26 protein-coding genes are annotated in these 23,341 nt (G+C 60.2%); 11 read left to right on the top strand and 15 right to left on the bottom strand.

The genetic code is table 11. From position 1 onward, the window contains the following. The first annotated feature begins 13 nt into the window (after positions 1 to 13). Positions 14 to 853, top strand: coding sequence for an HvfB family MNIO-type RiPP peptide maturase (locus tag C7534_RS00185; protein ID WP_109784563.1), 840 nt, complete (start codon positions 14 to 16; stop codon positions 851 to 853). Further along, positions 846 to 1,601 (top strand): HvfC family RiPP maturation protein, encoded by a 756-nt coding sequence (locus C7534_RS00190; protein ID WP_109784564.1) that lies wholly within the window; start codon positions 846 to 848, stop codon positions 1,599 to 1,601. Before C7534_RS00185 ends, C7534_RS00190 begins: the two co-directional genes overlap by 8 nt. Before the next feature lie 119 nt (positions 1,602 to 1,720). Here the strand turns inward: C7534_RS00190 and C7534_RS00195 are convergent, their stop codons facing one another. The 5 genes from C7534_RS00195 to C7534_RS00215 form a co-directional block, all read right to left on the bottom strand. Next, the gene (locus tag C7534_RS00195) at positions 1,721 to 2,665 is read right to left on the bottom strand and encodes a phosphatidate cytidylyltransferase (RefSeq protein WP_109784565.1); all 945 of its coding nucleotides are present in this window, start codon (positions 2,663 to 2,665) and stop codon (positions 1,721 to 1,723) included. Further along, positions 2,662 to 3,261: a lysophospholipid acyltransferase family protein gene (locus C7534_RS00200; protein ID WP_109784566.1), complete on the bottom strand. Its 600-nt coding sequence runs from the start codon at positions 3,259 to 3,261 to the stop codon at positions 2,662 to 2,664. Before C7534_RS00200 ends, C7534_RS00195 begins: the two co-directional genes overlap by 4 nt. Continuing rightward, positions 3,248 to 3,880 carry a CDP-alcohol phosphatidyltransferase family protein gene (locus C7534_RS00205; RefSeq protein WP_109784567.1) on the bottom strand — a complete coding sequence of 211 codons (633 nt, stop codon included), beginning with the start codon at positions 3,878 to 3,880 and terminating at the stop codon, positions 3,248 to 3,250. The genes C7534_RS00200 and C7534_RS00205 overlap by 14 nt, the downstream gene beginning before the upstream one ends. Positions 3,881 to 3,986: 106 nt before the next feature. Beyond that, positions 3,987 to 5,297, bottom strand: coding sequence for an ATP-binding protein (locus tag C7534_RS00210; protein WP_109784568.1), 1,311 nt, complete (start codon positions 5,295 to 5,297; stop codon positions 3,987 to 3,989). Continuing rightward, on the bottom strand, positions 5,294 to 6,034 hold the full coding sequence (locus tag C7534_RS00215) for a response regulator (RefSeq protein ID WP_046027756.1): 741 nt from the start codon (positions 6,032 to 6,034) through the stop codon (positions 5,294 to 5,296). Before C7534_RS00215 ends, C7534_RS00210 begins: the two co-directional genes overlap by 4 nt. 307 nt (positions 6,035 to 6,341) lie before the next feature. On the opposite strand from C7534_RS00215, the gene C7534_RS00220 reads away from it, so the two are divergent. The 3 genes from C7534_RS00220 (at position 6,342) to C7534_RS00235 (ending at position 8,285) form a co-directional block, all read left to right on the top strand. After that, positions 6,342 to 6,605, top strand: a complete 264-nt coding sequence (locus C7534_RS00220) for a DUF2790 domain-containing protein (protein ID WP_109784569.1) — start codon at positions 6,342 to 6,344, stop codon at positions 6,603 to 6,605. A 48-nt stretch (positions 6,606 to 6,653) separates the two neighbouring features. Then, a complete protein-coding gene (locus C7534_RS00225; RefSeq protein WP_109784570.1) occupies positions 6,654 to 6,908 on the top strand; it encodes a hypothetical protein in 255 nt (84 codons plus the stop codon). A gap of 168 nt (positions 6,909 to 7,076) precedes the next feature. Further along, a complete protein-coding gene (locus tag C7534_RS00235) occupies positions 7,077 to 8,285 on the top strand; it encodes a cytochrome c biogenesis protein DipZ (protein WP_109784571.1) in 1,209 nt (402 codons plus the stop codon). Positions 8,286 to 8,294: 9 nt separating this feature from the next. Here the strand turns inward: C7534_RS00235 and C7534_RS00240 are convergent, their stop codons facing one another. Beyond that, positions 8,295 to 9,287 carry an AraC family transcriptional regulator gene (locus C7534_RS00240; protein ID WP_109784572.1) on the bottom strand — a complete coding sequence of 331 codons (993 nt, stop codon included), beginning with the start codon at positions 9,285 to 9,287 and terminating at the stop codon, positions 8,295 to 8,297. A gap of 181 nt (positions 9,288 to 9,468) precedes the next feature. On the opposite strand from C7534_RS00240, the gene C7534_RS00245 reads away from it, so the two are divergent. Further along, positions 9,469 to 9,738, top strand: a complete 270-nt coding sequence (locus tag C7534_RS00245) for a DUF4242 domain-containing protein (protein WP_046027751.1) — start codon at positions 9,469 to 9,471, stop codon at positions 9,736 to 9,738. A 36-nt stretch (positions 9,739 to 9,774) separates the two neighbouring features. Beyond that, positions 9,775 to 10,587 (top strand): class I SAM-dependent methyltransferase, encoded by an 813-nt coding sequence (locus tag C7534_RS00250; RefSeq protein WP_109784573.1) that lies wholly within the window; start codon positions 9,775 to 9,777, stop codon positions 10,585 to 10,587. A 132-nt stretch (positions 10,588 to 10,719) separates the two neighbouring features. On the opposite strand, the gene C7534_RS00255 is transcribed toward C7534_RS00250, so the two are convergent. Together C7534_RS00255 and pcsA are read right to left on the bottom strand one after the other, a co-directional pair. After that, a complete protein-coding gene (locus C7534_RS00255; RefSeq protein WP_109784960.1) occupies positions 10,720 to 11,106 on the bottom strand; it encodes a DUF488 domain-containing protein in 387 nt (128 codons plus the stop codon). Between the two features lie 4 nt (positions 11,107 to 11,110). Next, positions 11,111 to 11,833: a phosphatidylcholine synthase gene (pcsA, locus tag C7534_RS00260; RefSeq protein ID WP_077430339.1), complete on the bottom strand. Its 723-nt coding sequence runs from the start codon at positions 11,831 to 11,833 to the stop codon at positions 11,111 to 11,113. Between the two features lie 286 nt (positions 11,834 to 12,119). Here pcsA and C7534_RS00265 point away from each other — a divergent pair, with 286 nt between their 5' ends. Further along, positions 12,120 to 12,845, top strand: coding sequence for a tellurite resistance TerB family protein (locus tag C7534_RS00265; protein ID WP_109784574.1), 726 nt, complete (start codon positions 12,120 to 12,122; stop codon positions 12,843 to 12,845). A gap of 16 nt (positions 12,846 to 12,861) precedes the next feature. Here C7534_RS00265 and C7534_RS00270 read toward each other — a convergent pair whose 3' ends face one another. After that, entirely contained in the window at positions 12,862 to 13,293 is a 432-nt protein-coding gene (locus C7534_RS00270) for a cupin domain-containing protein (RefSeq protein WP_109784575.1), read from the bottom strand. Positions 13,294 to 13,472: 179 nt separating this feature from the next. Between C7534_RS00270 and ligD the strand changes: the two genes are divergently transcribed. Next, positions 13,473 to 16,034 (top strand): DNA ligase D, encoded by a 2,562-nt coding sequence (ligD, locus tag C7534_RS00275; RefSeq protein WP_109784576.1) that lies wholly within the window; start codon positions 13,473 to 13,475, stop codon positions 16,032 to 16,034. 54 nt (positions 16,035 to 16,088) lie between these two features. Here ligD and C7534_RS00280 read toward each other — a convergent pair whose 3' ends face one another. From C7534_RS00280 to C7534_RS00290, 3 genes are all read right to left on the bottom strand, one after another. Beyond that, a complete protein-coding gene (locus C7534_RS00280; protein ID WP_046027745.1) occupies positions 16,089 to 16,763 on the bottom strand; it encodes a DUF3313 domain-containing protein in 675 nt (224 codons plus the stop codon). A 47-nt stretch (positions 16,764 to 16,810) separates the two neighbouring features. Next, positions 16,811 to 18,079 (bottom strand): OmpP1/FadL family transporter, encoded by a 1,269-nt coding sequence (locus C7534_RS00285; RefSeq protein WP_109784577.1) that lies wholly within the window; start codon positions 18,077 to 18,079, stop codon positions 16,811 to 16,813. A gap of 68 nt (positions 18,080 to 18,147) precedes the next feature. Beyond that, positions 18,148 to 19,764 (bottom strand): arylsulfatase, encoded by a 1,617-nt coding sequence (locus C7534_RS00290; RefSeq protein WP_109784578.1) that lies wholly within the window; start codon positions 19,762 to 19,764, stop codon positions 18,148 to 18,150. Positions 19,765 to 20,070: 306 nt separating this feature from the next. Here C7534_RS00290 and C7534_RS00295 point away from each other — a divergent pair, with 306 nt between their 5' ends. Further along, a complete protein-coding gene (locus C7534_RS00295) occupies positions 20,071 to 20,901 on the top strand; it encodes a DUF2092 domain-containing protein (protein WP_109784579.1) in 831 nt (276 codons plus the stop codon). A 12-nt stretch (positions 20,902 to 20,913) separates the two neighbouring features. Beyond that, positions 20,914 to 21,666 carry a hypothetical protein gene (locus C7534_RS00300; protein WP_109784580.1) on the top strand — a complete coding sequence of 251 codons (753 nt, stop codon included), beginning with the start codon at positions 20,914 to 20,916 and terminating at the stop codon, positions 21,664 to 21,666. Positions 21,667 to 21,680: 14 nt separating this feature from the next. Here the strand turns inward: C7534_RS00300 and C7534_RS00305 are convergent, their stop codons facing one another. From C7534_RS00305 to C7534_RS00315, 3 genes are read right to left on the bottom strand one after another with little or no spacing between them, the layout of a single operon-like run. Continuing rightward, positions 21,681 to 22,220, bottom strand: a complete 540-nt coding sequence (locus C7534_RS00305; protein WP_046027741.1) for a hypothetical protein — start codon at positions 22,218 to 22,220, stop codon at positions 21,681 to 21,683. A gap of 11 nt (positions 22,221 to 22,231) precedes the next feature. Beyond that, positions 22,232 to 22,633, bottom strand: a complete 402-nt coding sequence (locus C7534_RS00310) for a hypothetical protein (protein WP_046027739.1) — start codon at positions 22,631 to 22,633, stop codon at positions 22,232 to 22,234. Between the two features lie 49 nt (positions 22,634 to 22,682). After that, positions 22,683 to 23,252, bottom strand: a complete 570-nt coding sequence (locus C7534_RS00315; RefSeq protein ID WP_109784581.1) for an RrF2 family transcriptional regulator — start codon at positions 23,250 to 23,252, stop codon at positions 22,683 to 22,685. Between the last annotated feature and the right edge of the window lie 89 nt (positions 23,253 to 23,341).

A 23,341-nucleotide genomic window follows, 5' to 3' on the forward strand; every position in this document is an offset into this window, starting at 1 on the left:
TGAGATCGACACCATGCAGACCTCATCCACATCAACCAAGGCCACCGTCGGGCTCGGCCTGCGCCGCGGCCTGATGAAAGACCTTCAAGCCGCCCGTACCGGTGATTTCGACTTCCTGGAAGTCGCGCCGGAAAACTGGATTGGCATCGGCGGTGCCCATGGCCATGCATTTCGCACCCTGGCCGAGCGATTTCCGTTGTCTTGTCACGGCTTGTCCCTGTCATTGGGTGGCCCGGCGCCACTGGATGTCGGGTTCCTGCAGGAAGTGCGGGTGTTCCTCGATCAATACAACGTGCCGCTGTACAGCGAACACCTGAGCTATTGCAGCGATGACGGTCACCTTTACGACTTGCTGCCGCTGCCCTTTACCGAAGAAGCCGTGCATCACGTGGCGGCGCGGATTCGCCAGGCTCAGGACATTCTTGGCCGGCGCCTGGCGGTGGAAAACGTTTCCTACTACGCCGCGCCACAGCAGGACATGGACGAAGTGGCATTCACCAACGCGGTGTTGCGCGAGGCCGATTGCGACCTGCTGCTGGACGTCAACAACGTGTACGTCAACTCGATCAATCACGGATTTGATCCGCAGTCGTTTCTGGCCAGCATCGATTCAGGCCGGGTGGTGGCCATGCACGTGGCCGGGCACTTCGATGAGTCCGACACTTTGAAAATCGACACCCACGGAGCCTCGGTGAAACCGGCGGTCTGGTCGTTGCTGGCGCAGGCGTATGGCCGATTCGGCGCGCAACCGACACTGCTGGAGCGGGACTTCAACTTCCCGGCATTCTCTGAATTGGTCGCGGAGTTGCAGACCATTCGCCGCTTGCAAACCGAGGGGATTCACCATGGATAAGCCGAGCCTGTTCGAACAACAAACCACCCTGGGCCGCTACCTGCGCGATCCTGATCACTGCGCGCCACCCGGCGAAATGAATGCCGCACGAGCCCAGGTGTATCGCGACCTGATTTTCGCCAACCTGTCGACGTTGCTCAGCGGGACATTTCCAGTGCTGATCAAGATTCTTGGTGATGAGCAGTGGCGCGCACTGGTACGGATCTTCCTGCGGGACTACCGCGCGCGTACGCCGAAATTCGGCGAGATCGCCCAGGAGTTTGTCGAGTTCATTGCGGCTCAACCGCCAGCATTGAACGAGGGCGCATGGCCGCCGTTCATGGTCGAACTGGCGCATTACGAGTGGGTCGAGATGGCATTGCAGCAGTCTGATGCCGAGCCCTTGCCGGCAAGCGATGCCGGGCAGTTGCAGGATCGACCGTTGCAGGTCTCGGCGCTGGCCTGGCCGCTGGCGTATGCCTGGCCGGTGCAGTGGGTGGGGCCGGACTACCAGCCAGAAACGCCACCGGCTCAGCCGACGTTGCTGCTGGTGCGCCGGGCCGAGGACTGGAGCGTGAAGTTTTCGGAGCTGAGCCCGTTGGCGTGGCGGTTGTTGCAGCGGATCGAGCAGTTTCCTGAACTGGAGGGGCGTGCTCAGTTGGAAGGGCTGGCGCTGGAGGCCGGAGCAACCGGGTCGGCGGAGTTTATGGCCAGTGGTGCAGCGTTGTTGCGCCAGATGCACGGGGAAGGCGTTTTGGGACTGGCATGATCGTTCCCACGCTCTGCGTGGGAAAGTCTCACCGGACGCTCCGCGTCCGCTTCAGGGACGCGGAGCGTCCAGGGCTGCATTCCCACGCGGAGCGTGGGAACGATCATCGGTGGTGCGGGTTACGCGGAGAAAAAATACCGCGTCAGGTGAAAGAAGATCGGCGCCGCAAAGCAGATCGAATCCATCCGGTCCAGCATGCCGCCATGTCCTTTGATCATGGTCCCCCAGTCTTTTGCACTGAGGCTGCGTTTGATCGCCGACATGACCAGCCCACCCAGAAACCCCATCACCACAATCACCAACGACATCAGCAGCGCCTGCCAGAAACTGAAAGGCGTCATCCAGAACATGCAGCCACCGATCAGCGTTGCCGATAAGCCGCCACCCACCAGTCCTTCCACGGTTTTCGATGGACTCACCAGCGGCGCGACCTTGTGTTTGCCAAAGAGCTTGCCGAACACGTACTGCAACACGTCACTCAACTGAACGACAAACACGAGATAGAACAGCAGCAATGCGTTCTGTCCTTTGAAGCCTTCCAGATCCAGCAGCAACAGGGCCGGCGCGTGGCTGATGCAGTAGATGCAAATCATCACCCCCCACTGGATCTTGGCGGCACGCTCCAGAAAGCTGTCGGTGTCCTGACTCAGCACTGCAATCGCCGGCAGCAGCAGGAAGGCGTACACCGGAATCAGCAGTGTGAACAGCGAATACCAGTGCGTACCGATCAGCACGTATTGCAGCGGGATCAAAATGAAAAACGCTGAAAACAGTGCGTTATGGTCGCCGGGGCGTGTCGGCGTCAGGGTAATGAACTCCCTGAGCGCAAACAGTGAGATGAAGCCGAACAGGATGACCGTCGCATTCCCGCCCAGCAGGTAGGAGACGAAGAATATGATCACCATCCCCCACCAGGCATTCACTCGCTGATTGAGGTTTTCGATGGTCGAGATCGAGCCCTCGGTTTTCGCCCGCTTGGCCAGCACGTGGCCGATGATCGAAGCCACCGCCAGCAAGCAGGCGATGGCGCCAAAGAACCACAAGAATTTTTGTTCAAGCGTCATGCCGACAACCTCACGATGGCGTCACGCGCCCGTTGCAGAAACACCTGTTTTTCCTCATCGGCAACCCGTTGCATCGGGTCGCCGATACGGATCGTGCAGATGATGGGCAACGGCACGTGTTTGCCTTTGGGCATGGAGCGGTGCAGGTTTTCCAGGTAGATGGGCACCAGATCAACCTCGGGGAACGCCTCGGCGAGCCGGTACAGGCCGGATTTGAACTCTCCCGGTAATGCCTGGCTGGAACGCGTGCCTTCCGGAAAGATGATGATCGAATGTCCGGACCGCACCACATCAAAAATAGGCTCAAGCACGTTGGTGCCGGGTGTCGGGTTGCGCTCAATCAACACGGCATTCAAGCCTTTCTGCGAGATGTAGCGCAGGAAACGGTTCTTGCCCCAGTAGTCGGCGGCGGCCACCGGTTTCACATTGACCCGGGCTTCAGGGGGCAGGGCGGCAATAATTGCCAGCGTGTCCATGTGGCTGGTGTGATTGGCAAAATAGATACGCTGGCGGGTCAGGTCCGGCGGGCTTTCCCAGCGGGCCGTAACACCGATCAGGAAACGCAGTACGGAAATCAGCGCATTACTGATCCACATGGAGATTCCCCTTTAGCTGACGCGAAATGGCCAAGGTTCGCGTGACGCAGGTTGCGGCGGATCCGACAGCAATGATCAGCAGCGCGATCAACAGCACGTAGTGAGTGCCATACACCGTTGTTTCGACTGCATTGAGCAACAGCCCGGCGGTCATCACCGCCATTCGATGCTGCTTGGCCATGGGGCCCATGAACGTCTGCTTGAGGCCCAGCGAACCGCCAAAGACGCGAACATAAGCCGTCAGCGCCGCGGCCAACGCCGCGAACCATCCGAGGTCGACGTGCCCAATGGCATACCCGAGCCCGATGATCAGCAGGCTGTCGGCAATACGGTCGGGGAATTCGTTGTAGAGGCTGCCGATGTCGGAATGCTTGCCACCTTCGATGGCCACCATGCCGTCGAACAGATTGCACAGCAGGCGCAGTTGAATGCCGACGGCGCAGAGGAGTGAGCCAATGAGGCCGTTATCAATATTTAGCGCCAGCGCCCCGGCGAGTGCGAAGGCGATGCTGGCGACGGAAATCTGATTGGGGGAAATGTCGCGTTTCACCAGCCGGTCGGTGATACGTTTCGCCCAACCCGCCGAGCGCGTCTTGATGGGCCTTCTGTTGTCATCCATTTGCCAATGTCCATATTAGTGATGAGGCGTTGCCAGTTGCGCCGCAGGGACGAGCCGACCGACAGCGTCCGACAATATAAAGGCTTTCCCTGGCCCTTGCGTTTATTTACTGACTGACAGGTCGAGCCGGCAATTTCAGCTCCGCACACAACCCACCCCCCTCGCGATTGCTCAGCGTCAACGAGCCACCGATGGCGATCGCCAATTGCTGCGCAATCGCCAGGCCCAGCCCGGTCCCGCCGGTGCTGCGGTTACGCGAGTTTTCGACGCGGTAGAACGGTTCCATCACGTGCGCCAGTTCTTCCTCGGAGATGCCCGGCCCGCGATCCATGACTTTCACCGACAGGTTGCCGTTTTTGCTTTCAACCCAGAGTTCGGCGGCTCCGGCGAACTTCAGCGCGTTGTCGGTGAGGTTCACCAACACTCGACGTAACGCATGGGGACGGGTGTCGATCACCGTGGCACTTTTGCCTTCCAGCGATACGTCTTTGCCCATGTCCTGATAGTCGAATACCAGGCTGTCGAGGAACGAGTCCAGGTCGGTGCGACGGCTTTCTTCGGTGGCACCATGGACGCTGCGGGCATACGCCACGCCTTCGCGTACCAGATGCTCCATCTCGCCGAGGTCGTTCCACAGTTTGTCTTTCTCGCTGGAGTCGTCCATGAATTCAGCGCGCAGTTTCATGCGGGTGATCGGGGTTTGCAGGTCGTGGGAAATGGCTGCCAGCAGTTGCATGCGTTCTTTGAGGTACGCGGCGATGCGCGCCTGCATGGCATTGAACGCCTTCGCGGCGTGGGCAACTTCGGTCGGGCCTTTTTCGTCCAGGTGCACGGGGTGGGCGTTCGGGTCCAGGGTGTCCACGGCTTGCGCGAGGCGCGTGAGGGGGCGGATGGCGATTCTGACGGCCAGCCAGGTGCAGGCAATCATCAACGCCAATTGGCCGAGCAGGACGAACGGCAGCCACGGCGACAGCGGCACCATCGATGGGCGCACGTCGATGGTAACCGGGCTGCCATCGGCCAGTTTCAGATGAACCTGGAAGTGTTTGATCGGGCCGGGAATGTCGGTCACGGTCATTGGGTAGTCCTTGCCGATGGCGTCCTTGATCGAGGTCACCGCAATCGGCGTGTCACTCATGGCCGTGCCCGGCGAACCTTCGTCCAGCAAATAGCGGTAATTGCGCCGCTCCAGTTGTTGCAACCAGCTTGCCCGTTCCGCGGCGGGCAAGCGGTCGAGGATGGCGATGGACGTCGAGACATCGGTCTCCAGATTGCCGAGCATGGTGTTTTTCGCGGTTTCGTAACGCTCGTAGTACTGCGCGCCGAAGGACAGCGCTTGCGCCAGGATCAAGCCAATCAGGAAGATCAACGACAGGCGTGAGGCGAGGGTGCGCGGCCAACGAATCGTGACGTTCATGAGGGCGCCCCGAGTACTTCCACCGCCAACGAAAACACATAGCCCTCGCTGCGCACGGTTTTGATGTAGGCCGGTTCGCGGGCATCGTCCAGCAAGCGCTGGCGCAAGCGGCTGACCAGCAAGTCGATGGAGCGGTCAAACAGATCGGCGTCGCGGCCCTGGGTCAGGTTCAGCAGTTGATCGCGATTGAGCACCCGCTGCGGGTGATCGAGAAACACTCGCAGCAGGCGATATTCGGCACCGCTCAGCGCCACCATGGTGCCGTCTTCGTCCAGCAGGTGCCGGGCCGAGGTGTCCAGGCGCCAACGACCGAACGCCAGCAGGCGACCGCTCTCGGTCACCACCAGGTTCGGCGGCAGCATGCGCGTGCGGCGCAGCACGGCGTTGATGCGGGCGAGCAACTCGCGGGCGGCGAAGGGTTTGACCAGGTAATCGTCGGCGCCCATTTCCAGGCCGATGATGCGGTCGGTTTCGTCGTTGCGCGCGGTGAGCATCAACACCGGCGTGGCCTTGTGTTTGCCGGCGCGCAATTCACGGCAGAGCATCAGGCCGTCGTCGCCGGGCATCATGATGTCGAGCACGATCAGGTCCACCGGCGTGGTTTCGAGGAAGGTGCGCATTTGGCGCCCGTCGGCGACCACGGTGGTGCGCAGGCCGTTCTTCTTCAGGTAGTTGCCTACCAGCTCCCGGATCTCGCGGTCATCGTCGACGATGAGAATGTGATCGACGTGTTCCATGGGGCCTTGCCTCTGTCAGTAGGGGAATGCTGCCCAGTCTATCGAGCCTTGGCCCGCTCGCCTTCCGCGCTTTGTATTGCAGTGTATCTGGCAGGGCGGCGGATACACATGAACGCAAAAACAGCTGTTTCCAGGGGGTTTGTATCGCTGTGTATCGCAGGGCGGCTTTGATACGTACCGATTTATACGCGCCTGTTTTCGACACAGGCCAGATACCTCGCAGGCTTCTAATAGGTTCCATCGAGGCACACCAGACCGCCTCGGCTCAATCGAACGACCTACCCATTGAAGCCTTGAGGACATCGCCATGAACACGAAAGCCATCTACGCCGCATGCCTGTTTGCTGCCCTGAACATCTGCACCTTGTCGGCCCGTGCCGAAGCAGACGTTACCGCCAAAACCTACACCTACGGCACTCACCTGGACATCAGAAAGGTCGTGTCGCTGAAACAAGACGCGACCCCGGTCTGCGGCGTGGTGGATGCGCAACTGACTTACCTGGATTCGCAGAACAAAACCCAGGTTCTTGACTACCGAAAAGTGGCTGACAACTGCAACTCGGACAACTGATTGCTGCGATCACCCATTGCCCACCCCCTTCGAAACAGGAAGACCCTCATGAACAACGTAAGCCGCTACCTGACCGCCATTGCCTTCTCCGTCGCCGGTGCCGCCGCCCATGCCAATGCCGCTGTTGAACAGAGCAGTTGTGGCAGTGTCACGTGCTTCCAGCTGACGCCGGTGGCGCACAAGGATTCCACCGCATTTCTGGCCGAGGACGGTTATAGCCGGACGCCGCAGGGGCAGATGGTGGCAGAGAACGGCGCAAGCCGGACTCCCCAGGGGCAGCAACTGGATAGCCAGACTGCCTGATGCCAGACACAACTTATCCAACCACCACCACCCACTGTGGGAGCGAGCTTGCTCGCGATGGCTGAGTGTCAGTCGACATCCATGTTGGGTGTACTGACCTCATCGCGAGCAAGCTCGCTCCCACAGGGATTTTCAGTGTGCCGCGCTCTTTATTTCAAAGGTGATCCCATGTTCCTCATCGCTTTCCTGGGCGGCATATTGACCGTCCTCAGTCCTTGCATCCTGCCGGTCGTACCGTTCCTGTTCGCCGGGGTCAAACGTACACGTTCCTCCATTCTGCTGACCCTCGGCGGCATGGTCCTGACCTTCGCCCTGATTTCCAGCCTGGCCGTGGTCAGCAGCGAGTGGGTGGTGCAGGCCAACAACACCGGTCGCCATGTGGCCCTGATCGTGATGGGGCTGTTTGCCTTGTCGTTGATCTCTGCCCGGGTCGGAGACTGGCTGGCCCGTCCGTTTGTGGCGTTGGGCAACCGTCTGGATCCGGATTCGCGCAAAATCTCCGGCCCGTTGAGTTCGGTCATGATCGGTGTGGCCACCGGCCTGCTGTGGGCACCCTGCGCCGGGCCGATCCTCGGGGTCATCCTCACCGGCGCCATGCTGCAAGGCGCCAATGCGCAAACCAGCCTGTTGCTGGTGGCATACGGCCTGGGCAGTGCGTTGTCGCTGGGGGTATTGATTTTCGCCGGTCGCGGCCTGGTCAATCGCTTGAAAGCGTCGATCCCGGTCACTGGATGGCTGCGTCGTGGTGCCGGTGTCGCGGTGCTGGCTGCCGCCGCGGTGATTTCCACTGGCGCGGACAAAACCTTGCTGGCCAGTACATCGTCCGAAGGCGTCAGCAGCCTGGAGAAAGGTGTGCTGGAAAACGTGCCGAAGGTCGTCGATTACTTTGTCAGCAAAGTCAAAGCCGACCCGATGGACAACGCCCAAGGCGCGATGCCCTCACTGAACGGCGCCGTCGAATGGATCAACTCACCGGCCCTGACCCGCGAATCGCTGAAAGGCAAAGTGGTACTGGTGGATTTCTGGACCTTCGACTGCATCAACTGCCAGCACACGCTGCCGTATGTGAAGGACTGGGCAAAGAAATACGAGAAGGAAGGCCTGGTAGTGATTGGCGTGCACACTCCGGAATACGGTTTCGAGCGCATCATCGACAACGTCAAGGATCAGGTGAAAAAACTCGGCATCACCTACCCGGTGGCGATCGACAACAACTACACGATCTGGCGTGCATTCGATAACCAATACTGGCCGGCGCATTACCTGATCGACGCCAAGGGTCAGGTGCGTTACACCCACTTCGGTGAAGGCAGCTACGAGACGCAGGAGAAGATGATTCAACAACTGCTGGAAGAAGCCAAAGCGCCTGCGGCGTAATCCTCCAAATCAATGGCCCACAGGATCCGCGCCGTGGGCCATTGATTTTTTCTCCTGATTACGCCGCCACGCAGCGGGTGGCGTACCGAACTCGCGGCGAAAGGCCCGGCTGAACGCCGTATCGGTCTGGTAACCCACCTCTTCGGCGATGCGTATCAATGAGCTGTTACTGCTGCGTAACAGGTTGGCCGCCAGCAACATCCGCCATTGCGTCAGGTACTGCATGGGCGAGCTCCCCACCAATTGCTGAAAGCGCTCGGCCAATACCGATCTTGACGTCCCGGCCGTGCGCGCCAGTTCATCCACGGTCCAGGCGTGACAGGGCTTTTTGTGCAGGGCATTCAACGCGGCGCCGACAATCCGGTCGCCGACACCCGCCAGCCACCCGGTTTGCCCTTCGCCCTGTTCTTGCATGTACAGGCGCAGCACTTCGATGAACAACACCTCGGCCAGTTTGGCCAGCACGCCTTCGCCGCCAGGCCTGGGCGAGCGGGCTTCGGCCAGCGCATAACGCACTGAAGACTCCAGCCAGATCCCGGCATTCGAGCCGCGCACGTTGACCCGGACCACCGCTGGCAGGCCCGTCAGCAACATGCCTGCCAACCGCGTATCGCACGCCAGATAGCCGCACACCAACCGCGTGACCGCGCCGCCCCCGCCGTAACTCAATTGCCGTGGACGCCGCGCCAGCACGACGTCCAGCCGCGCACCCGTGGCGGGCGGCAGTCCGGGTTTAGAGCTCATGCGATGGGCATGCCCCTGCGGAAACACCACCACATCGCCAGCCGACAGCAGCAGCGGCGGATCATCACCGAGTTCGACGTAACACTCGCCTTCGGTGATCAGGTGGAAAATCACCACTCGCTCGGCACCGGGTTCCAGAAACGGTGCCGCCGTGTCGGCGCTCGGCGACTGATAGCACCAGGGCGCGGTGAACCGGGCATTGATAAAAATCGCGCCGACCAGGCGCACGACACGCAAGGTTTGGGAGAGGGCGTCCATGGAGGTTTCCCCGTGTACGAATGGTGTTGATTGTGAGCCTGTCACCGCGCTGCGCCAAACCTCCGGACGATCGGACAAGGTTGGCCGACGATCGGGCAGGACGCGGGCGTGCGCCGGGGCGATAGTTTGCCTACAGGTTCACTACCGACCCTGTCATCAATAACAAGAATGAGAGGTTGCCATGCCGAAGTTCGTCATAGAACGCGATATCCCGGGCGCTGGAACACTGTCAGAACGGGATTTGAAAGCCGCCGCGCTAAAGTCCTGCAGCGTGTTGCGCGAATTGCCAGAGGTGCAGTGGCTTCAGAGTTACGTCACCGGTGACAAGCTCTACTGCGTGTACATCTCACCCAGCGAAGCACTCATCAAAGAACACGCGACCCGTAGTGGTTTCCCGGCCAGTCGTATTTCCCAAGTGGCAAGCATCATCGATCCCACCACGGCGGAATAGGCCGCGGTCGGTTGCCATCCGTACGGAGCAGACTTCATGAGTACACCGATTGATCTAACTGCCCTGAAAAACCGTCAGATGGCCTCTTGGGCCAGTGGCGACTACACCGTTATCGGGACCACTTTGCAGATTGTCGGTGAACAACTCGCCGAAGCCTGCGACTTGCTCTGTGACGAGCGGGTGCTGGACGTGGCCGCCGGTAACGGCAATGCAACACTCGCCGCCGCACGCCGAGGCTGCGCTGTCACCTCGACCGATTACGTCGGCGCGTTGCTGGAGCGTGGCGAAGAACGGGCCAGGGCAGAGCGTTTGCCAGTGACCTTCCAGGTGGCCGACGCCGAGGCGCTGCCGTTCGAGGACGCGAGCTTCGATGCCGTGCTGTCGACGTTCGGCGTGATGTTTACGCCGGACCAACCCAAAGCGGCCGCAGAACTGGCGCGAGTCTGCCGCCCCGGTGGCCGGATCGGCCTGGCCAACTGGACGCCGGAAGGTTTTGTCGGCCAGGTGTTCAAGACCCTGGGCCAGCACCTGCCGCCACCGCTGGGGGCACAACCGCCGTCCAACTGGGGCACCGAGGCCTGGCTGCATTCACACTTTGACGAACACGACTTCCTGGTCCAGGTGACGCGTCGTGCCTTCAATTTCCGCTATCGCTCGCCGGCGCACTTCATCGACGTCTTCCGCAACTGGTACGGGCCGATCTATAAAGCCTTCGCCGTGCTGCCTCCCGAGGGCGCCGAGGCCTTTGAACAGGACCTGACCGAGCTGTTGAACCGGATGAACCGGGCGGGGGAGAAGTCGCTGGTGGTGCCGAGTGAATACCTCGAAGCCGTCATCACAAGACGCTGACCCGGCGTAGATCTAACTGTAGGAGCCGAGCTTGCTCGCGATGGCGGCGTATCGATCGATATTTATGCTGTCTGACACACCGCCATCGCGAGCAAGCTCAGCTCCGACAGGGGATTTTGTATGCTTTGGAGGTTACACGATGCTGGCGCCTCGGGCCGCCAGCAGTTCGCGCAACACCGAGCGGTGACAGTGCGCCTCTTCCTCGCAATAACAACCCACGGCCAGCGAAGTGTGATGGGAGAGGGCGGCCAACAGGTCCAGTAACTGGCTTGGCGCGGGTTGGTTCATTTCTACCTTGAACTTGCGTCTGAAGGCCTCCCAGGCCTTGTCGTCCGTGGCCGCTTTGGCTTCAGCCACCAATTCGGCACTCGGCGACAGCAACGGCTGCCACACGTCGTAAAAATCACGGCGGGCAAACTCAGCCTTCGGTACGCCACGGGGTGGACGGCGCACGGTGCCCAGGCGCAAGCCTTCATCAGGGGAGCGCGGCGAGCCGAGGCGGACGATATGAATGGCCATGGCGTTACGGGTGCCGCGAGCCGTCATGCCACTCCAGCGCCGTGCGCCAGAGGCAGATCCCCAGGAAATACGCCGACATCAGCAACCAAAGCCCCATCACCATCGGATTGATGACGGGATGGTTGATCACCAGCGACAAACTGCACAGCAGCCAAATGGCCGTCACCGCAATGTTGATCGGCATGAACTTGCGCACGCGAAACGGGTGCAGGAACTTCATCCGCGTCACGGTCAACAAGGCCAGGCCAATGACGGTGAGCAAGGTGATCCATGGCGTCGGCGCGATGATGTACAGGCACAGCGCAACCACATTCCACGCGGCCGGAAAGCCCTGGAAGTAGTTGTCTTTGCTCTTCATGTTGACGTTGCAGAAGCAGAACAGCGACGACACCAGAATCAGCGACACGCTCAGCAGCAGCGTGTAGTCCGGCAGCGGGATGTAGCGATAGATGAACAGCGCCGGGATAAACACATAGGTCAGGTAGTCGATCACCAGGTCCAGAATCGAGCCATCGAAACTGGGCAGCACCGATTGCACATTGACCTTGCGCGCCAGCGCGCCATCCAGCCCGTCGACGATCAGCGCGACGCCCAGCCACAGCAGGCACTGAGTCGGCTGGTTATCCAGCAATGCCAGGGTGGCGAGGAAGGCAGTCACCACGCCGGTGGCGGTAAAACCATGGGCGCCCCAAGCTTTGAGCCTGGCAATGTGTACGGTCGAAATCACGGGGGCGTTCTCCAGTAAATGAAGCAAGCCTGTTATCACCCCTTCAAGTGGGGGTGTCGGCAAACCGGGTCGGTTGCAGGTATCGACCGGGAATCCGGGGATAAGGTTCAGCGTCTGTAAATCTTAGCTGCATGGCAAGAAAATACCCCGGATAAACGCCGGGCGTTCGAGGAAACGCCGACGCTGGCGCACCGTCTGATTTCAGCAGCCCAATGGTCGTGGCGCATTTGTCGGTGAGGACTATCGTTGCCTGACCGGATCAACTTCTCTTGAAGAGGACAGCGTCATGAATACCAGCGATCTGCTCGAACAATTGCTGCGGGCCGGCCAGGGCTCGATGGGTCAACAGGGCGGCGGTGGCGCGTCGTCTCAAGATCCGCTGGGCGGACTCGGTGGCTTGCTGGGTGGCCTGGTGGGCGGAGGGGGCGGTTCAAGCAGTGGCGGTGGCGGCCTGGGTGGATTGCTCGGCGGTTTGCTCGGCGGTGGTTCAGCGACGGGTGGTTCGACCCAGAGTCGCTCCGGTGGCGGCACCAATTACGCGGCCCTGGCGTCGTTGGGAATGATGGCATTCCAGGCGTATCAGAGCTGGCAGCGCAGTCAGGCTTCGGCACCCCGACAGCCGCCGCGCACGGCTGATCTATTGTCGGGGCCGGAAATAGAAGACCACAGTCATGCCGTGTTGCGTGCATTGATTGCGGCGGCGAAAGCCGATGGCCGCATTGATGCGGCCGAGAAGCAGCTAATCAGCGCTGAAATCGGCAAGCACACCGATGACCCAGACCTTCAGCAATGGCTGGATGAAGAGGTGGCCCGGCCGCTGGATGCCGTCGATGTGGCGGTGTCGGCAACGGACCCGGCGATTGCGGCGGAAATGTACCTGGCGAGCGTGATGCTGGTGAACGATCAGGGGGACGCCGAGCGGACCTATCTCGACGAATTGGCAGCGGCGCTGGAGATTGATCCTGAACTGCAAGTGCATCTGGAGCAGCAGGCCAAGGGAGGCGCGGCCTGAGCGGCTGTAACGGACGCTACAGCAGAAACGTAACGCCATGCGCCGCGGCGATCTCAAGGATCCGCGGCAAATCCTCCGGCACCCGCAGCCGATCCACCGCCGCAAAGAACTGCCCGCCCCTTGGATCGGAGACCACACCAATCATTTTCGCGGTCGGGCTGAGGTTCTTGTAAGCATGGATCGCCCCACCGGGAATATGCACGTAGCCCCCGGCTGACACCGTGGTGGACGTGCCCGCTACCGTCACTTCGACCTCGCCGGCGACCACATAGAACGCTTCATCCCACGGATGAAAGTGCGGCGGCGGCCCGCCCCCTTGCACGCCTTCCTGAATGTGCATTTCAAAAGGCTTGCTCAGATCGCCGCCGGCGAGAATCGTGATCGCCTCGCCGACGACATTCACCGGTGTCGGCGTTTGGGCTTGCTCGATGATGTGAACCGTTCGCATGATTGCTCTCCGCAGGATGAATCCGCACTGGCTGAGTATATTCACCCGCGAGCCGTCGGGTGCCGCGCCTGAGGCCCGTTTGTCCGAGTGGTTTGAATGCCGATGGAATTTTTATCTGGCCCGGTTGCTCTGCTGATTAGAGACGCCTTCATGACGGCGGCATCGGCAGCAGGTATGCCATGAACAAGACCCTGGATGACTACAACCGCTTGCGCGATTTTTCGGCGACCTCAGAGCCCGTCGCGACCAAACGCCTGGCCAAAAAAAACGCGAAAGACCACGCGTTGCAGTTCTGCATTCAGAAGCATGACGCCTCACGTCTGCATTACGATTTTCGCCTGGAACTTGAGGGGGCGCTGAAAAGCTGGGCGGTGCCTAAAGGCCCGTCCCTGGACCCCAAGGTCAAGCGTCTGGCGGTTCACGTCGAAGACCATCCGCTCGATTACGCGACGTTTGAGGGCAGCATTCCCGAAGGGCATTACGGCGCGGGCGATGTGATCGTGTGGGACCGCGGTGTGTGGATTGCGCAGGAGGATCCGGTCAAGGCCTACGCCAAGGGCAAGCTCAAGTTCGAACTGCAAGGCGAGAAGCTTGGTGGTCTATGGAGCCTGGTGCGCACGCACATGCCGGGCAAACAGGAGCAATGGTTTCTGATCAAGCATCAGGACAGCGCGGCCAAGCCCGAGAGCGATTACGATGTGGTCACCGCCGAGCCCGACAGCGTGCTCAGTGATCGGACCCTCCTGGCCAAACAATCGAAGTCGACGGTTAAACCCAAACCCGTCAAGCAACCGGCACGCAAAGTGGCGACTAAAGAGACATCGGCGCCACTCACCGGCGCTCGCAAAGCCAAACTGCCAGAGCAGCTCAAACCCGAACTGGCCACGTTGGTGGAGAAGGCTCCGGACGGTCAGTGGCTTTACGAGATCAAGTTCGACGGTTACCGGATCATGGCCCGCATCGACCACAGCGACGTCAGGCTCTTCACCCGTAACGGTCACGACTGGACCCACAAACTGCCCAGGCAGGCCGAAGCATTGGCGGCATTGGGCCTCGAATCGGCTTGGCTTGACGGTGAAATGGTGGTGGCCAACGAGCAGGGCGTACCGGACTTTCAGGCGCTGCAAAATGCCTTCGACGCCGGTGCCAGCGCCAACATCGTGTACTACTTGTTCGACCTGCCTTATCTCAACGGCGTGGACCTGCGCGAGGTGCCGGTCGAAGAACGCAGGGTGGCGCTGTCGACCGTGCTCAAGCAAAATCATGACCCGCTGCTGCGCTTCTCGGATTCTTTCGCTGAAGCACCAGACGCCTTGCTCAACAGCGCCTGCCAAATGCAGATGGAAGGGCTGATCGGCAAGCGCATGGGCTCACCTTATGTGTCACGACGCAGCAGCGACTGGATAAAGCTCAAGTGCAAACATCGGCAGGAATTCGTGGTGGTCGGCTACACCGATCCGAAAGGGTCGCGTCATGCATTCGGTGCCTTATTGCTCGGGTTGCACGACCGTGACAGCGCTCAATTGCGTTACGCCGGGAAGGTTGGCACCGGATTCAACGAGACGACGCTCAAGCGCATCTTCGAACAGCTCAAACCCTGGCAGACGAAGAAGCCGTCGGTGGTCAACCCACCGAGCGGTTTCGAGGCCAAGGGTGTGCACTGGCTCAAGCCCACGCTGCTGGCCGAAGTGGCGTTTGCTGAAATGACCAAGGAGGGCTCGGTGCGCCATGCGGTGTTCCATGGCCTGCGCGAAGACAAACCCGCCAAAGGCATCACTGAGGAGCGTCCCCACGTGGTGAAGACCCCAGAGAAAAAAACCGCCGGTGCGCAACCTGCACCGTCGCAGGCTGGCCTGGTCAAGGGCGAGGTGCGCATCACCCACCCCGACCGGGTGATCGACGCCACCACCGGGACCACCAAAGTTCAGTTGGCCGAGTATTACGCCAGCGTTGCGCAGTGGATTTTGCCCGAGCTCAAGGACAGGCCCGTGGCACTGGTTCGTGCACCGGAGGGGATCGCTGGTGAGTTGTTTTTCCAGAAAAATGCCGAGCACTTGGCCATTCCAGGCATCACCACGCTGGACAAGGCACTCACCGGCCAACCGGTGATGATCATCAACAACGCCCAAGCGCTGATTGGCGCCGTGCAAATGAGTACCGTGGAGCTGCACACCTGGAATGCCACCGCCGATAATCTCGAGCGGCCCGATCGTTTCGTGCTCGACCTTGATCCGGACCCGGCGCTGCCCTGGAAAAGCATGGTCGAGGCGACTCAGCTAACGCTGTCGGTGCTCGATGAACTGGGGCTCAAGGCCTTCCTCAAAACCAGCGGCGGCAAGGGTATTCACCTGGTGGTGCCGCTGACCCGCAAGCAGGGTTGGGACGAGGTGAAGGACTTCAGCCATGCGATTGTCAGCCACATGGCGAAGCTGTTGCCGGAACGCTTTTCTGCCGTCTCGGGGCCGAAGAATCGGGTCGGGCGGATCTTCATCGATTACCTGCGCAACGGTCTGGGTGCCACCACCATTTGCGCCTACGCCGTGCGTACTCGTGAAGGTTTACCGGTGTCGGTGCCAATCTTTCGCGAGGAAGTGGCCGAGCTCAAAGGGGGGAACCAATGGAACGTGCACAATGTGCATGAGCGTCTGGCCGAGGTGGGTGAGGGGCCTTGGGCGGGCATGAGGAAAACCCGGCAGACGATTACGGCTGAGATGCGGCGACGGGTGGGGATGAAAAAGTAATCGGCAGTGAGGATGCCGGCGCCCCTTCAACAGGGCGCCAGCCGGCGCTCTTTGTTACTTGATGAATTGCAGGAGGTCGGAGTTCAGCTTGTCGATGGCCGCTTTAAAATCCTTGGCAGTGACGTTCTGGCTTTCGTTTTCCAGGGTGGTACCAAAGACCTTGCGCACGACTCTGCCCACGGTCTGGTTGGTTCTGGCATCGACGAATTCAGCTTCGATATACAGTTCGGTGTCCTGGTCACGATGACCGGTGGCTGCCTGTGTCGCCCCGACAACGGCAGCGATCGGCACCACTTCATACCACTTCATGCCTTCGTTCGAGGCGCTGACCCCGGTGATCGCCGCACGCAAGATCAAGGTTCTGGAGCCGGCCGGTGCTGACGCCGAGTTGGTCACAACCCGGTATTTGGTGCCCAGCGTGGCTTTGGCTTTGCTGGTCATGTAGCTCTGAATATCGGCCAGCGTCTGCTGATTCACCCGCTCGTTGGGTTTCGGCGCCGGGTAGAATTCCAGCTTGTTGAACGCCACGGTGTCATACGCATTCGGGTTCCACGATGGGCTCACCCAACGCATTGCCGTACCACCGCTGGGCGTTTCGACTTCCTGCAGGTTGTTGTAGCTCGACAGGTAACCGGAATATTGTTCCTTTTCCGTGACCTTCGAAGTACAACCGCCAAGCAAGACGCCGGTCAGTGCAGCACCGATGAGCAAGTTTCGTGACAGATTCATAGTGGTGTTTACTCCATGGTTTGAGTCGTGTTGTTCATTGCAGTGCATCAAAAACGCCAAGTCATGTTGCCGGTCAGGGCTTGAATCCAGGCTTTGTCGAATTGACCGGAAATTCGATCGCCTGACACGGCCTTGGTCTGGTTGTCGGGCATGTCGTCGAGCCAGATCATGGCCCAGCTGACATTCACGTCGGTGTCCTTGTTCAGAGCATAGGTGGCTCCTGTGGCAATGCGCCAAGATTCGTTCATCGGCAAGATAACGGAGCGATTGCTGTCCGAGACCGCGCTGCTGTCGTAGGCCATACCGACGTTCCACAACCATTGTTCGGTGGCCTGGTATTGCGCGCCCAGCGAAAGGTGCCAGGTGTCCTTGAACCCGGCGTCGACCGTTTTCGATTGAGCCCCCAACGCGCTGGTATCGACCTCCACCCCGATCTCACCGAACTCAGACCAGTCCTGCCAGTTGGCCGAGGCCAGCAAGGCCCATTGGCGGTCGAGTTGCTGGTACAGGCTCAGGGTCACGGTCTGCGGCACTGATGTGTCGATTTTAGTGTTGGTGTTGTTGATGCGATCCAGCAGGCGGCCGTCGCCTTTCACATCCAGCCGATCCTCGAAGTCCAGATCGACTTTGCTGGTGTAGGTCAGGCCGATGCGCGTACCGGGTTGTGGTGCGTAGATGACCCCAACGTTGGCGCCATAGCCCCAGGTGCCATCCTTGTATTTGAACTGGCCATCTGCGCGGTCGGTGAAGCCGAAGGGAGAGCGGTCAATGGCGGTATCTGCCTTCAATATGCCGTACATGGCTTTGATGCCCACGCCCACCGACCACTGCTCGTTGAAGCGGTAGGCCACGCTCGGCACCAGGGACAAACCGAGCAGGCTGACGTTCTGTGCGAAGTAGCGCCCGGACCAATCGTTGTCGTAATTGAGTGCCAGCCCGAAGTCGCCGTACTGGCCGAAACCGACGCTCCAGTGATCGTCGAGTTCATGCGTGACAAAGAAGCTGGCGCCGGGAATCGGATCGAGGGCATTGCCACTGTTACTGCCTGAAACGTTGGTGCCGGAGTCTCGATCGAAACTCAAGTCGCCATAAAGCACCTGCAAGCCTGCGGTGATTTGCGTGCCGGGCAGGTAACTCATACCCGCCGGATTGCTGGCGATGGTCGAGGGGCCTTGAGCGCGCGCAGCGGCACCGGCGTTGGCCAGGCCGGCGTTATCGGTGCCGATTTCGTAGAGCATGATTCCGCCAGCCCAGGCTTGCTGGCAGCAGAGCGCAAGAAGGGTGAATGTGGGTAGAGCAACTGTTCTTGTTCGCATGGTTTCCCCCCAGGAAATGTCCCTTCAAACAAGGGTGGCTGGCGCCAGCCACCCTTGGATTCTGCTGGTTACTTGGCCATGGCTGCCCGGGCCGCTTCGATCTTGGCCTTGACCGAGTCGAGGTTGAAGCTCGCGCCTTTTTGCATCGGCGGGAACTCGATGGCGGTTTCAGCCAGTTTGGCGACCTGTTGCTGGACAAACACAAAACGCCAGAACTGATACTTGAACCAGTCAAAGTATTGCGTCGAACCTTGCGCGGCCCCATTGTCCGCCCAGCCCATGCGTTCGAACGGGTCGAGCCGCAGGTTGGTCAGGTACGGCACGTCCACCGCAACCTTAGCTCCCAACCAGGCACTTGGCTGGTCAATGAAACGATATTTGTAGTCATCGATGCGCACTGCACCGAGGGTGCTCTCTCCAAAGTAGAAGATCTCGTGGCGGTTCGACGGACCCTTTCCGGTAATCATCGGCGTCTGGTCGTAACCGTCGAGGTGCACTTTGTAGGTGGTATCGCCCAGTTGTTTACCCTTGAGCAGTTCGGCGGTGATGTTCGGGTTACCCGCTGCCGCGACCAGGGTCGGGAACCAGTCCATGCCCGACATGATGCCGTTGGCGACCTGGTTGGCCGGTACTTTGCCCGGCCAGCGAATAATCGCCGGTACCCGGAAGCCGCCTTCCATAATGGTGCCTTTGCCCATGGCAAACGGGGTGGTGCCGCCATCCGGCCAAGTGAAGTTCTCCGCGCCATTGTCGGTAGTGAAAATGACGATGGTGTTATCGGCCAGCCCGTCTTTTTTCAGCTTGGCCATGACATCGCCAACGACGTCGTCAAGTTGCGCCATGCCGGCTTCCTGTTCCGACCAGCCGTTTTCCGAGTTGCGCATGGCTTCGTATTTATCGGACAGGTGGGTAACGATGTGCATGCGAGTTGGATTGAGCCAGACGAAGAAGGGTTTGTTGTCCTGCTTGGCCTTGTCGATGAAGGTAAAGGTCTTGTCGCGGATCTCCTCGTCGACGGTTTTCATCCGCTCTGGATACAGCGTGCCGGCGTCTTCGATTTTCTGTTTGCCGACCTTGCCCCAACGCGGCATCACGGTGCTGTCATCGGTGGTGGTGGCCCAACTGTGGACCATGTTGCGTGGGCCGACAGTCGCTAGCAGGTCTTGCGGATAGTTGGGGTGCGCCGGGTCTTCCATGGCGTCGAGGTGATAGAGGTAGCCAAAGAATTCGTCGAAGCCGTGTACCGTCGGCAGGAACTCGTTCAAGTCGCCCAAGTGATTCTTGCCGAACTGGCCGGTGGCGTAACCCATGGCCTTGAGTGCGGTGGCAATGGTGACCGCTTCAGCAGGAATGCCGACAGGCGAGCCGGCCTGGCCGACCGTGGTCATCCCGGTGCGGATCGGCAGTTCACCGGTGATGAAATTGGCGCGCCCGGCCGTGCAACTGGCCTCGGCGTAATAATCGGTGAAGCGCATGCCTTCGGCCGTGAGCTGGTCGAGGTTGGGGGTGCGGCCGGCCATCATGCCCTGGTTGTAGACACCGATATTCGACCAGCCGATATCGTCGCCCATGATCACCAGGATATTAGGGGCCGATTTGTCTGCTGCCTGGGAGATGCCGGGTAGAGCCATTGCAGACAACAGCACCGATGCGGCGAAGAGCCTGGAAAGCTTTGTCTGGTTCATGTGGAACTCCTGCTTGCGGGAATGGGGTGTCGAAACAGGTCCCCCGACCGGTAGTGAAAATGGCTTTCCCCCGCAAGAGCGTAGTACGACCTGCGAAATATTCAGCAGCAATTGGCCGAAAAAGTGCCGTTGTCGCTCAGGCAATCAGTTTTTTTTCTTATTTGATGATGATTTTCATCGGGTGGAGGTGGCCGGGCTTGCACGCAGTGGTCATGGGCAATGGCGGGATGATCGGAAAATATTCCGTCTGGTTCCGGGGCATTGCTAGACTTTAGTGCTCCAACAGATCTCGGTGGAGAGCAAACGATGCCGTCTTTCCCAACGCAGGCCCGATTGTTCTTCTTTGGCTGGCTGGTGTACTTGTTTGCCGGTCCTTTGCACGCGGCACAACCCGCTGTTGAGGCGGCGCCAGCCATGCAACTGGAACCCAAGGCGCTGGACGTTCTCAAGGCCATGAGTGCCAAGTTGACGAGCACGCCGGGCATGAGTTTCAAAGCCATTACCACTTACGAAAAACCCAGCCGACCGGGGCCACCTCTGGCCTACAACACCGTCGCGTTGGTGACCGTGCAACGGCCAGATCACCTGCGCGTTTTAACCTCGGGTGACGGCCCGGCGACCGAGTTTTACTACGACGGTAAACAGGCCTATGCCTACGCACCGAAGGAAAACCTGCTGGCCCAGGCGGACGCGCCACCCACTATCGATGCGACGCTGGAGGCCGCGTACCAGCGAGCTGCGATTTACTTTCCCTTTACCGATGTGATCGTCGCCGACCCCTACAAGGATTTGTCGAAGGACCTGCGCCTGACGTTTTACATCGGTCAGTCCACGGTGGTTGGCGACACCACCACCGACGTCATTGCCTACGCCAGCGATACCGTGTTTGTGCAAGCGTGGGTCGGTACGCAGGACAAGTTGCCGCGCATGCTGCGTGCCGTGTTTCGGGACGATCCGACGCAATCGCGGCATCAGGTTGCGTTCAGCGACTGGAAGCTCGAATCGGCGATGCCTGAGCAGTTCTTCAGGCCACAGAACAGTGAGAAGGCGCAACGCATTCAGTTTGCCCCGCCACCGGGCATGCGCGCCCCTGCAGGGGTTAAAGAACCGGTGGCAAAACCGCAAAAAACCGAGTGAGGTGACTGAGCCATGAGTCGATCAATCTTGACGCTTGCCGGGGTGTTGATTGCGCTACTGAGCTGCAACCAGGCGGCGGCCTGGTCGCATGCCGGAAGTTTCGGCCGTTCGTGGGGGGGCGGGGGAGACTGGAACCGCTCCGGCGCGTTCGGCTCTGCCTCGGGTGGAGATGGCAGCTGGAGTGGAGAGACTAATCGCGGCGGGTCGGCTTCGGGCGGTGACGGCAGCTGGAACGCGTCGGGTTTTCGAGGAGGCTCGGCATCGGGCAACGATGGTAACTGGAGCGCCAGAGACGAGAATGGCGGGACGGCCTGGGGGAGCGATGGCTCGTGGCGCGCCCAGGGTGAAAATGGCGGCACTGCCGCCGGTTATCGCGCAGACGGCTATGGCACCTCGGTATACCATCCGGCCACCTATGGAACCGGCTATTACCATCCGCCAACGGCAGTCATTGGCAGCAGTGGTTGTTACAACTGTGGCTACGCCTCGGCAGCCGTGGCCGCTGCAGGAGCGGTGTCGGGCGCGGCTGTCGCCAGCGTCGTTGAAGACAATGCCGATAATGATGCCTATAGCGCCGGTTATAACGCTGGAATGGTCGCTACTGCCCCCGAGACGCTGCCCATGGGGTCGACCTTTGCCACGCTTCCTTCCGGCTGCGGGTTGATCGCCGGCCCAGCTGGCACGTTTTATCAGTGCGGGAATTCTTGGGTGCGCCCTGCCTATGGTGCCAACGGCGTCTACTACACCGTGGTGCCGACGCCATGATCCATTGAGCGGTTTTACCAGCGAAACATCGGCAATGGCTTGAGCGGGGAGCGCAGGAACTGCCGCGCCGTGAGCCTGATCAGCATCCTGTGAAAGCCATGATTGGGAAACGTCGCCTTCACCGTTTTGATGTAAGCCCTTGGCAGGCCGAACGTCATCAACCCCAGGGACACATCGATCACATCGGCTCGCCGGAAAGGCTCGACGCTGAGTGCATGGGCGGCGCGGTAAGGCCGCACTTTGTGGTGTTCCAGGATAAGCGCCGTCACTTCGTCGCCAAGGTCCGTCAACTGCCGACTGGCGAGGTACTCCATGGCCTGCTGGACCGACGGTTCCAGGTAGTCGATGGTCCCGTCAGTCCAGATGCCCAGGTCATGAAACGCCGCCGCAATCTGCACCGCCTCCGATGGCAGTGAATCAGTGCCGCTGATCGCGACATAGAAGTTCAGCATCCGATAAATATGATTGCGGTACGCCGTTAGATCAGCACCGATGGCCAGGGCGTAGGACGTCAGTATGTCGTCGGTGACGGGGAACTCCATCACGAGATTCATCGTTACTGCCCTCAGGCATCACGCAACAGGTCGTTGGCGTTGAGGATGTCATAAGCGATTTCCGGGCGATTCTCCAGGCCTCGGCGAATCGCGGCCGGGATTGACTGGCGGGTTTTTCGGCACAGCCCGGGCTGTTCGCCGAGGGTGATGCCGATGCCGCGCATGGTGCGTACTTCGTTGAAGCTGGGGACGATCTCGACGCGGATGCCCAGTTGCTCGTACATGCGGTTTTGCAGGCGTTCGAGGTCGGCCAGGCTCTGCAAGTTTTCCAGTCGATCGAGCAGGCGTTTTTCTTCCTGGCGGGTCAGAAACAGGATGCGCACGTCCGCGCCCGGTGTTTCCAGCAGCGGGTCACGCCCGCAGGTGCAGGCGCCGGGCGGGCAGGGTGAGCGGATCGGAGCGGAGGTCGTCATGGGGTTCAATCATAGAGCGCTCTAATCCGGTTTGCCCATAGGTGATTGGTCAGTCGGAAACATCGGTCGTCGGAATGATTTGCTCATCCTCGACCGGTGCACTGATGGCGGTTTTCTTTTCCCGCCGATCATTCATCCAGTTGTTCAGTTGGGCACCGAATTCGGCAGGCGCTTTGCGCCCGACCCTTCTGGCCAAATCGAGAATGGTTTGCTGGGCGAGCGCTTCTTCCATGCGCTTTTGCGCGGTCATCATGACCGCGTGCACCGCGCAATTACCGTCCAGGGCCCACTCCGGTGGGGAGCCGTCGAACAGGGCGCAGCGTCCACGGATTTCGCGGCAATCGAAGATCCGCTTCTGGCCGTCGATGGCGTTGACGATGTCCAGCACGCTGATTTCGTCCGCCGGGCGCGCCAGTTTGAACCCGCCGCGCACACCTTCGGTGGCGATGACCAGTTTGGCCTTGGCCAGTTTGGTGAAGATCTTGGCCAGGTAATCCAGCGGCACGCCTTGCAATTCGGCGAGGTCGCGCACGCTCGCCTCACGGCTATCGCCGTAATCGCCTACCAGAAAAATCAGGCAATGAATGCCGTATTCAACGCCCGCGCTGTAAAGAGACATTGATATCTCCGACTGAATGAGTCGCCAATGTTATCAGTCGACGGATAGGGAAGCAACGAGCCGTCGACACCCCTAATTAGCCTGGGCGG

The sequence above is a fragment of the Pseudomonas sp. OV226 genome (assembly GCF_003148705.1).
GTDB lineage: Bacteria > Pseudomonadota > Gammaproteobacteria > Pseudomonadales > Pseudomonadaceae > Aquipseudomonas.

What these genes read in the sequence shown, in the direction of transcription:
- C7534_RS00185 (WP_109784563.1), top strand. Translation starts at nt 14, where the DNA reads ATGCAGACCTCATCCACATCAACCAAGGCCACCGTCGGGCTCGGCCTG.
- C7534_RS00190 (WP_109784564.1), top strand. Translation starts at nt 846, where the DNA reads ATGGATAAGCCGAGCCTGTTCGAACAACAAACCACCCTGGGCCGCTAC.
- C7534_RS00195 (WP_109784565.1), bottom strand. Translation starts at nt 2,665, where the DNA reads ATGACGCTTGAACAAAAATTCTTGTGGTTCTTTGGCGCCATCGCCTGC.
- C7534_RS00200 (WP_109784566.1), bottom strand. Translation starts at nt 3,261, where the DNA reads ATGTGGATCAGTAATGCGCTGATTTCCGTACTGCGTTTCCTGATCGGT.
- C7534_RS00205 (WP_109784567.1), bottom strand. Translation starts at nt 3,880, where the DNA reads ATGGATGACAACAGAAGGCCCATCAAGACGCGCTCGGCGGGTTGGGCG.
- C7534_RS00210 (WP_109784568.1), bottom strand. Translation starts at nt 5,297, where the DNA reads ATGAACGTCACGATTCGTTGGCCGCGCACCCTCGCCTCACGCCTGTCG.
- C7534_RS00215 (WP_046027756.1), bottom strand. Translation starts at nt 6,034, where the DNA reads ATGGAACACGTCGATCACATTCTCATCGTCGACGATGACCGCGAGATC.
- C7534_RS00220 (WP_109784569.1), top strand. Translation starts at nt 6,342, where the DNA reads ATGAACACGAAAGCCATCTACGCCGCATGCCTGTTTGCTGCCCTGAAC.
- C7534_RS00225 (WP_109784570.1), top strand. Translation starts at nt 6,654, where the DNA reads ATGAACAACGTAAGCCGCTACCTGACCGCCATTGCCTTCTCCGTCGCC.
- C7534_RS00235 (WP_109784571.1), top strand. Translation starts at nt 7,077, where the DNA reads ATGTTCCTCATCGCTTTCCTGGGCGGCATATTGACCGTCCTCAGTCCT.
- C7534_RS00240 (WP_109784572.1), bottom strand. Translation starts at nt 9,287, where the DNA reads ATGGACGCCCTCTCCCAAACCTTGCGTGTCGTGCGCCTGGTCGGCGCG.
- C7534_RS00245 (WP_046027751.1), top strand. Translation starts at nt 9,469, where the DNA reads ATGCCGAAGTTCGTCATAGAACGCGATATCCCGGGCGCTGGAACACTG.
- C7534_RS00250 (WP_109784573.1), top strand. Translation starts at nt 9,775, where the DNA reads ATGAGTACACCGATTGATCTAACTGCCCTGAAAAACCGTCAGATGGCC.
- C7534_RS00255 (WP_109784960.1), bottom strand. Translation starts at nt 11,106, where the DNA reads ATGGCCATTCATATCGTCCGCCTCGGCTCGCCGCGCTCCCCTGATGAA.
- C7534_RS00265 (WP_109784574.1), top strand. Translation starts at nt 12,120, where the DNA reads ATGAATACCAGCGATCTGCTCGAACAATTGCTGCGGGCCGGCCAGGGC.
- C7534_RS00270 (WP_109784575.1), bottom strand. Translation starts at nt 13,293, where the DNA reads ATGCGAACGGTTCACATCATCGAGCAAGCCCAAACGCCGACACCGGTG.
- ligD (WP_109784576.1), top strand. Translation starts at nt 13,473, where the DNA reads ATGAACAAGACCCTGGATGACTACAACCGCTTGCGCGATTTTTCGGCG.
- C7534_RS00280 (WP_046027745.1), bottom strand. Translation starts at nt 16,763, where the DNA reads ATGAATCTGTCACGAAACTTGCTCATCGGTGCTGCACTGACCGGCGTC.
- C7534_RS00285 (WP_109784577.1), bottom strand. Translation starts at nt 18,079, where the DNA reads ATGCGAACAAGAACAGTTGCTCTACCCACATTCACCCTTCTTGCGCTC.
- C7534_RS00290 (WP_109784578.1), bottom strand. Translation starts at nt 19,764, where the DNA reads ATGAACCAGACAAAGCTTTCCAGGCTCTTCGCCGCATCGGTGCTGTTG.
- C7534_RS00295 (WP_109784579.1), top strand. Translation starts at nt 20,071, where the DNA reads ATGCCGTCTTTCCCAACGCAGGCCCGATTGTTCTTCTTTGGCTGGCTG.
- C7534_RS00300 (WP_109784580.1), top strand. Translation starts at nt 20,914, where the DNA reads ATGAGTCGATCAATCTTGACGCTTGCCGGGGTGTTGATTGCGCTACTG.
- C7534_RS00305 (WP_046027741.1), bottom strand. Translation starts at nt 22,220, where the DNA reads ATGAATCTCGTGATGGAGTTCCCCGTCACCGACGACATACTGACGTCC.
- C7534_RS00310 (WP_046027739.1), bottom strand. Translation starts at nt 22,633, where the DNA reads ATGACGACCTCCGCTCCGATCCGCTCACCCTGCCCGCCCGGCGCCTGC.
- C7534_RS00315 (WP_109784581.1), bottom strand. Translation starts at nt 23,252, where the DNA reads ATGTCTCTTTACAGCGCGGGCGTTGAATACGGCATTCATTGCCTGATT.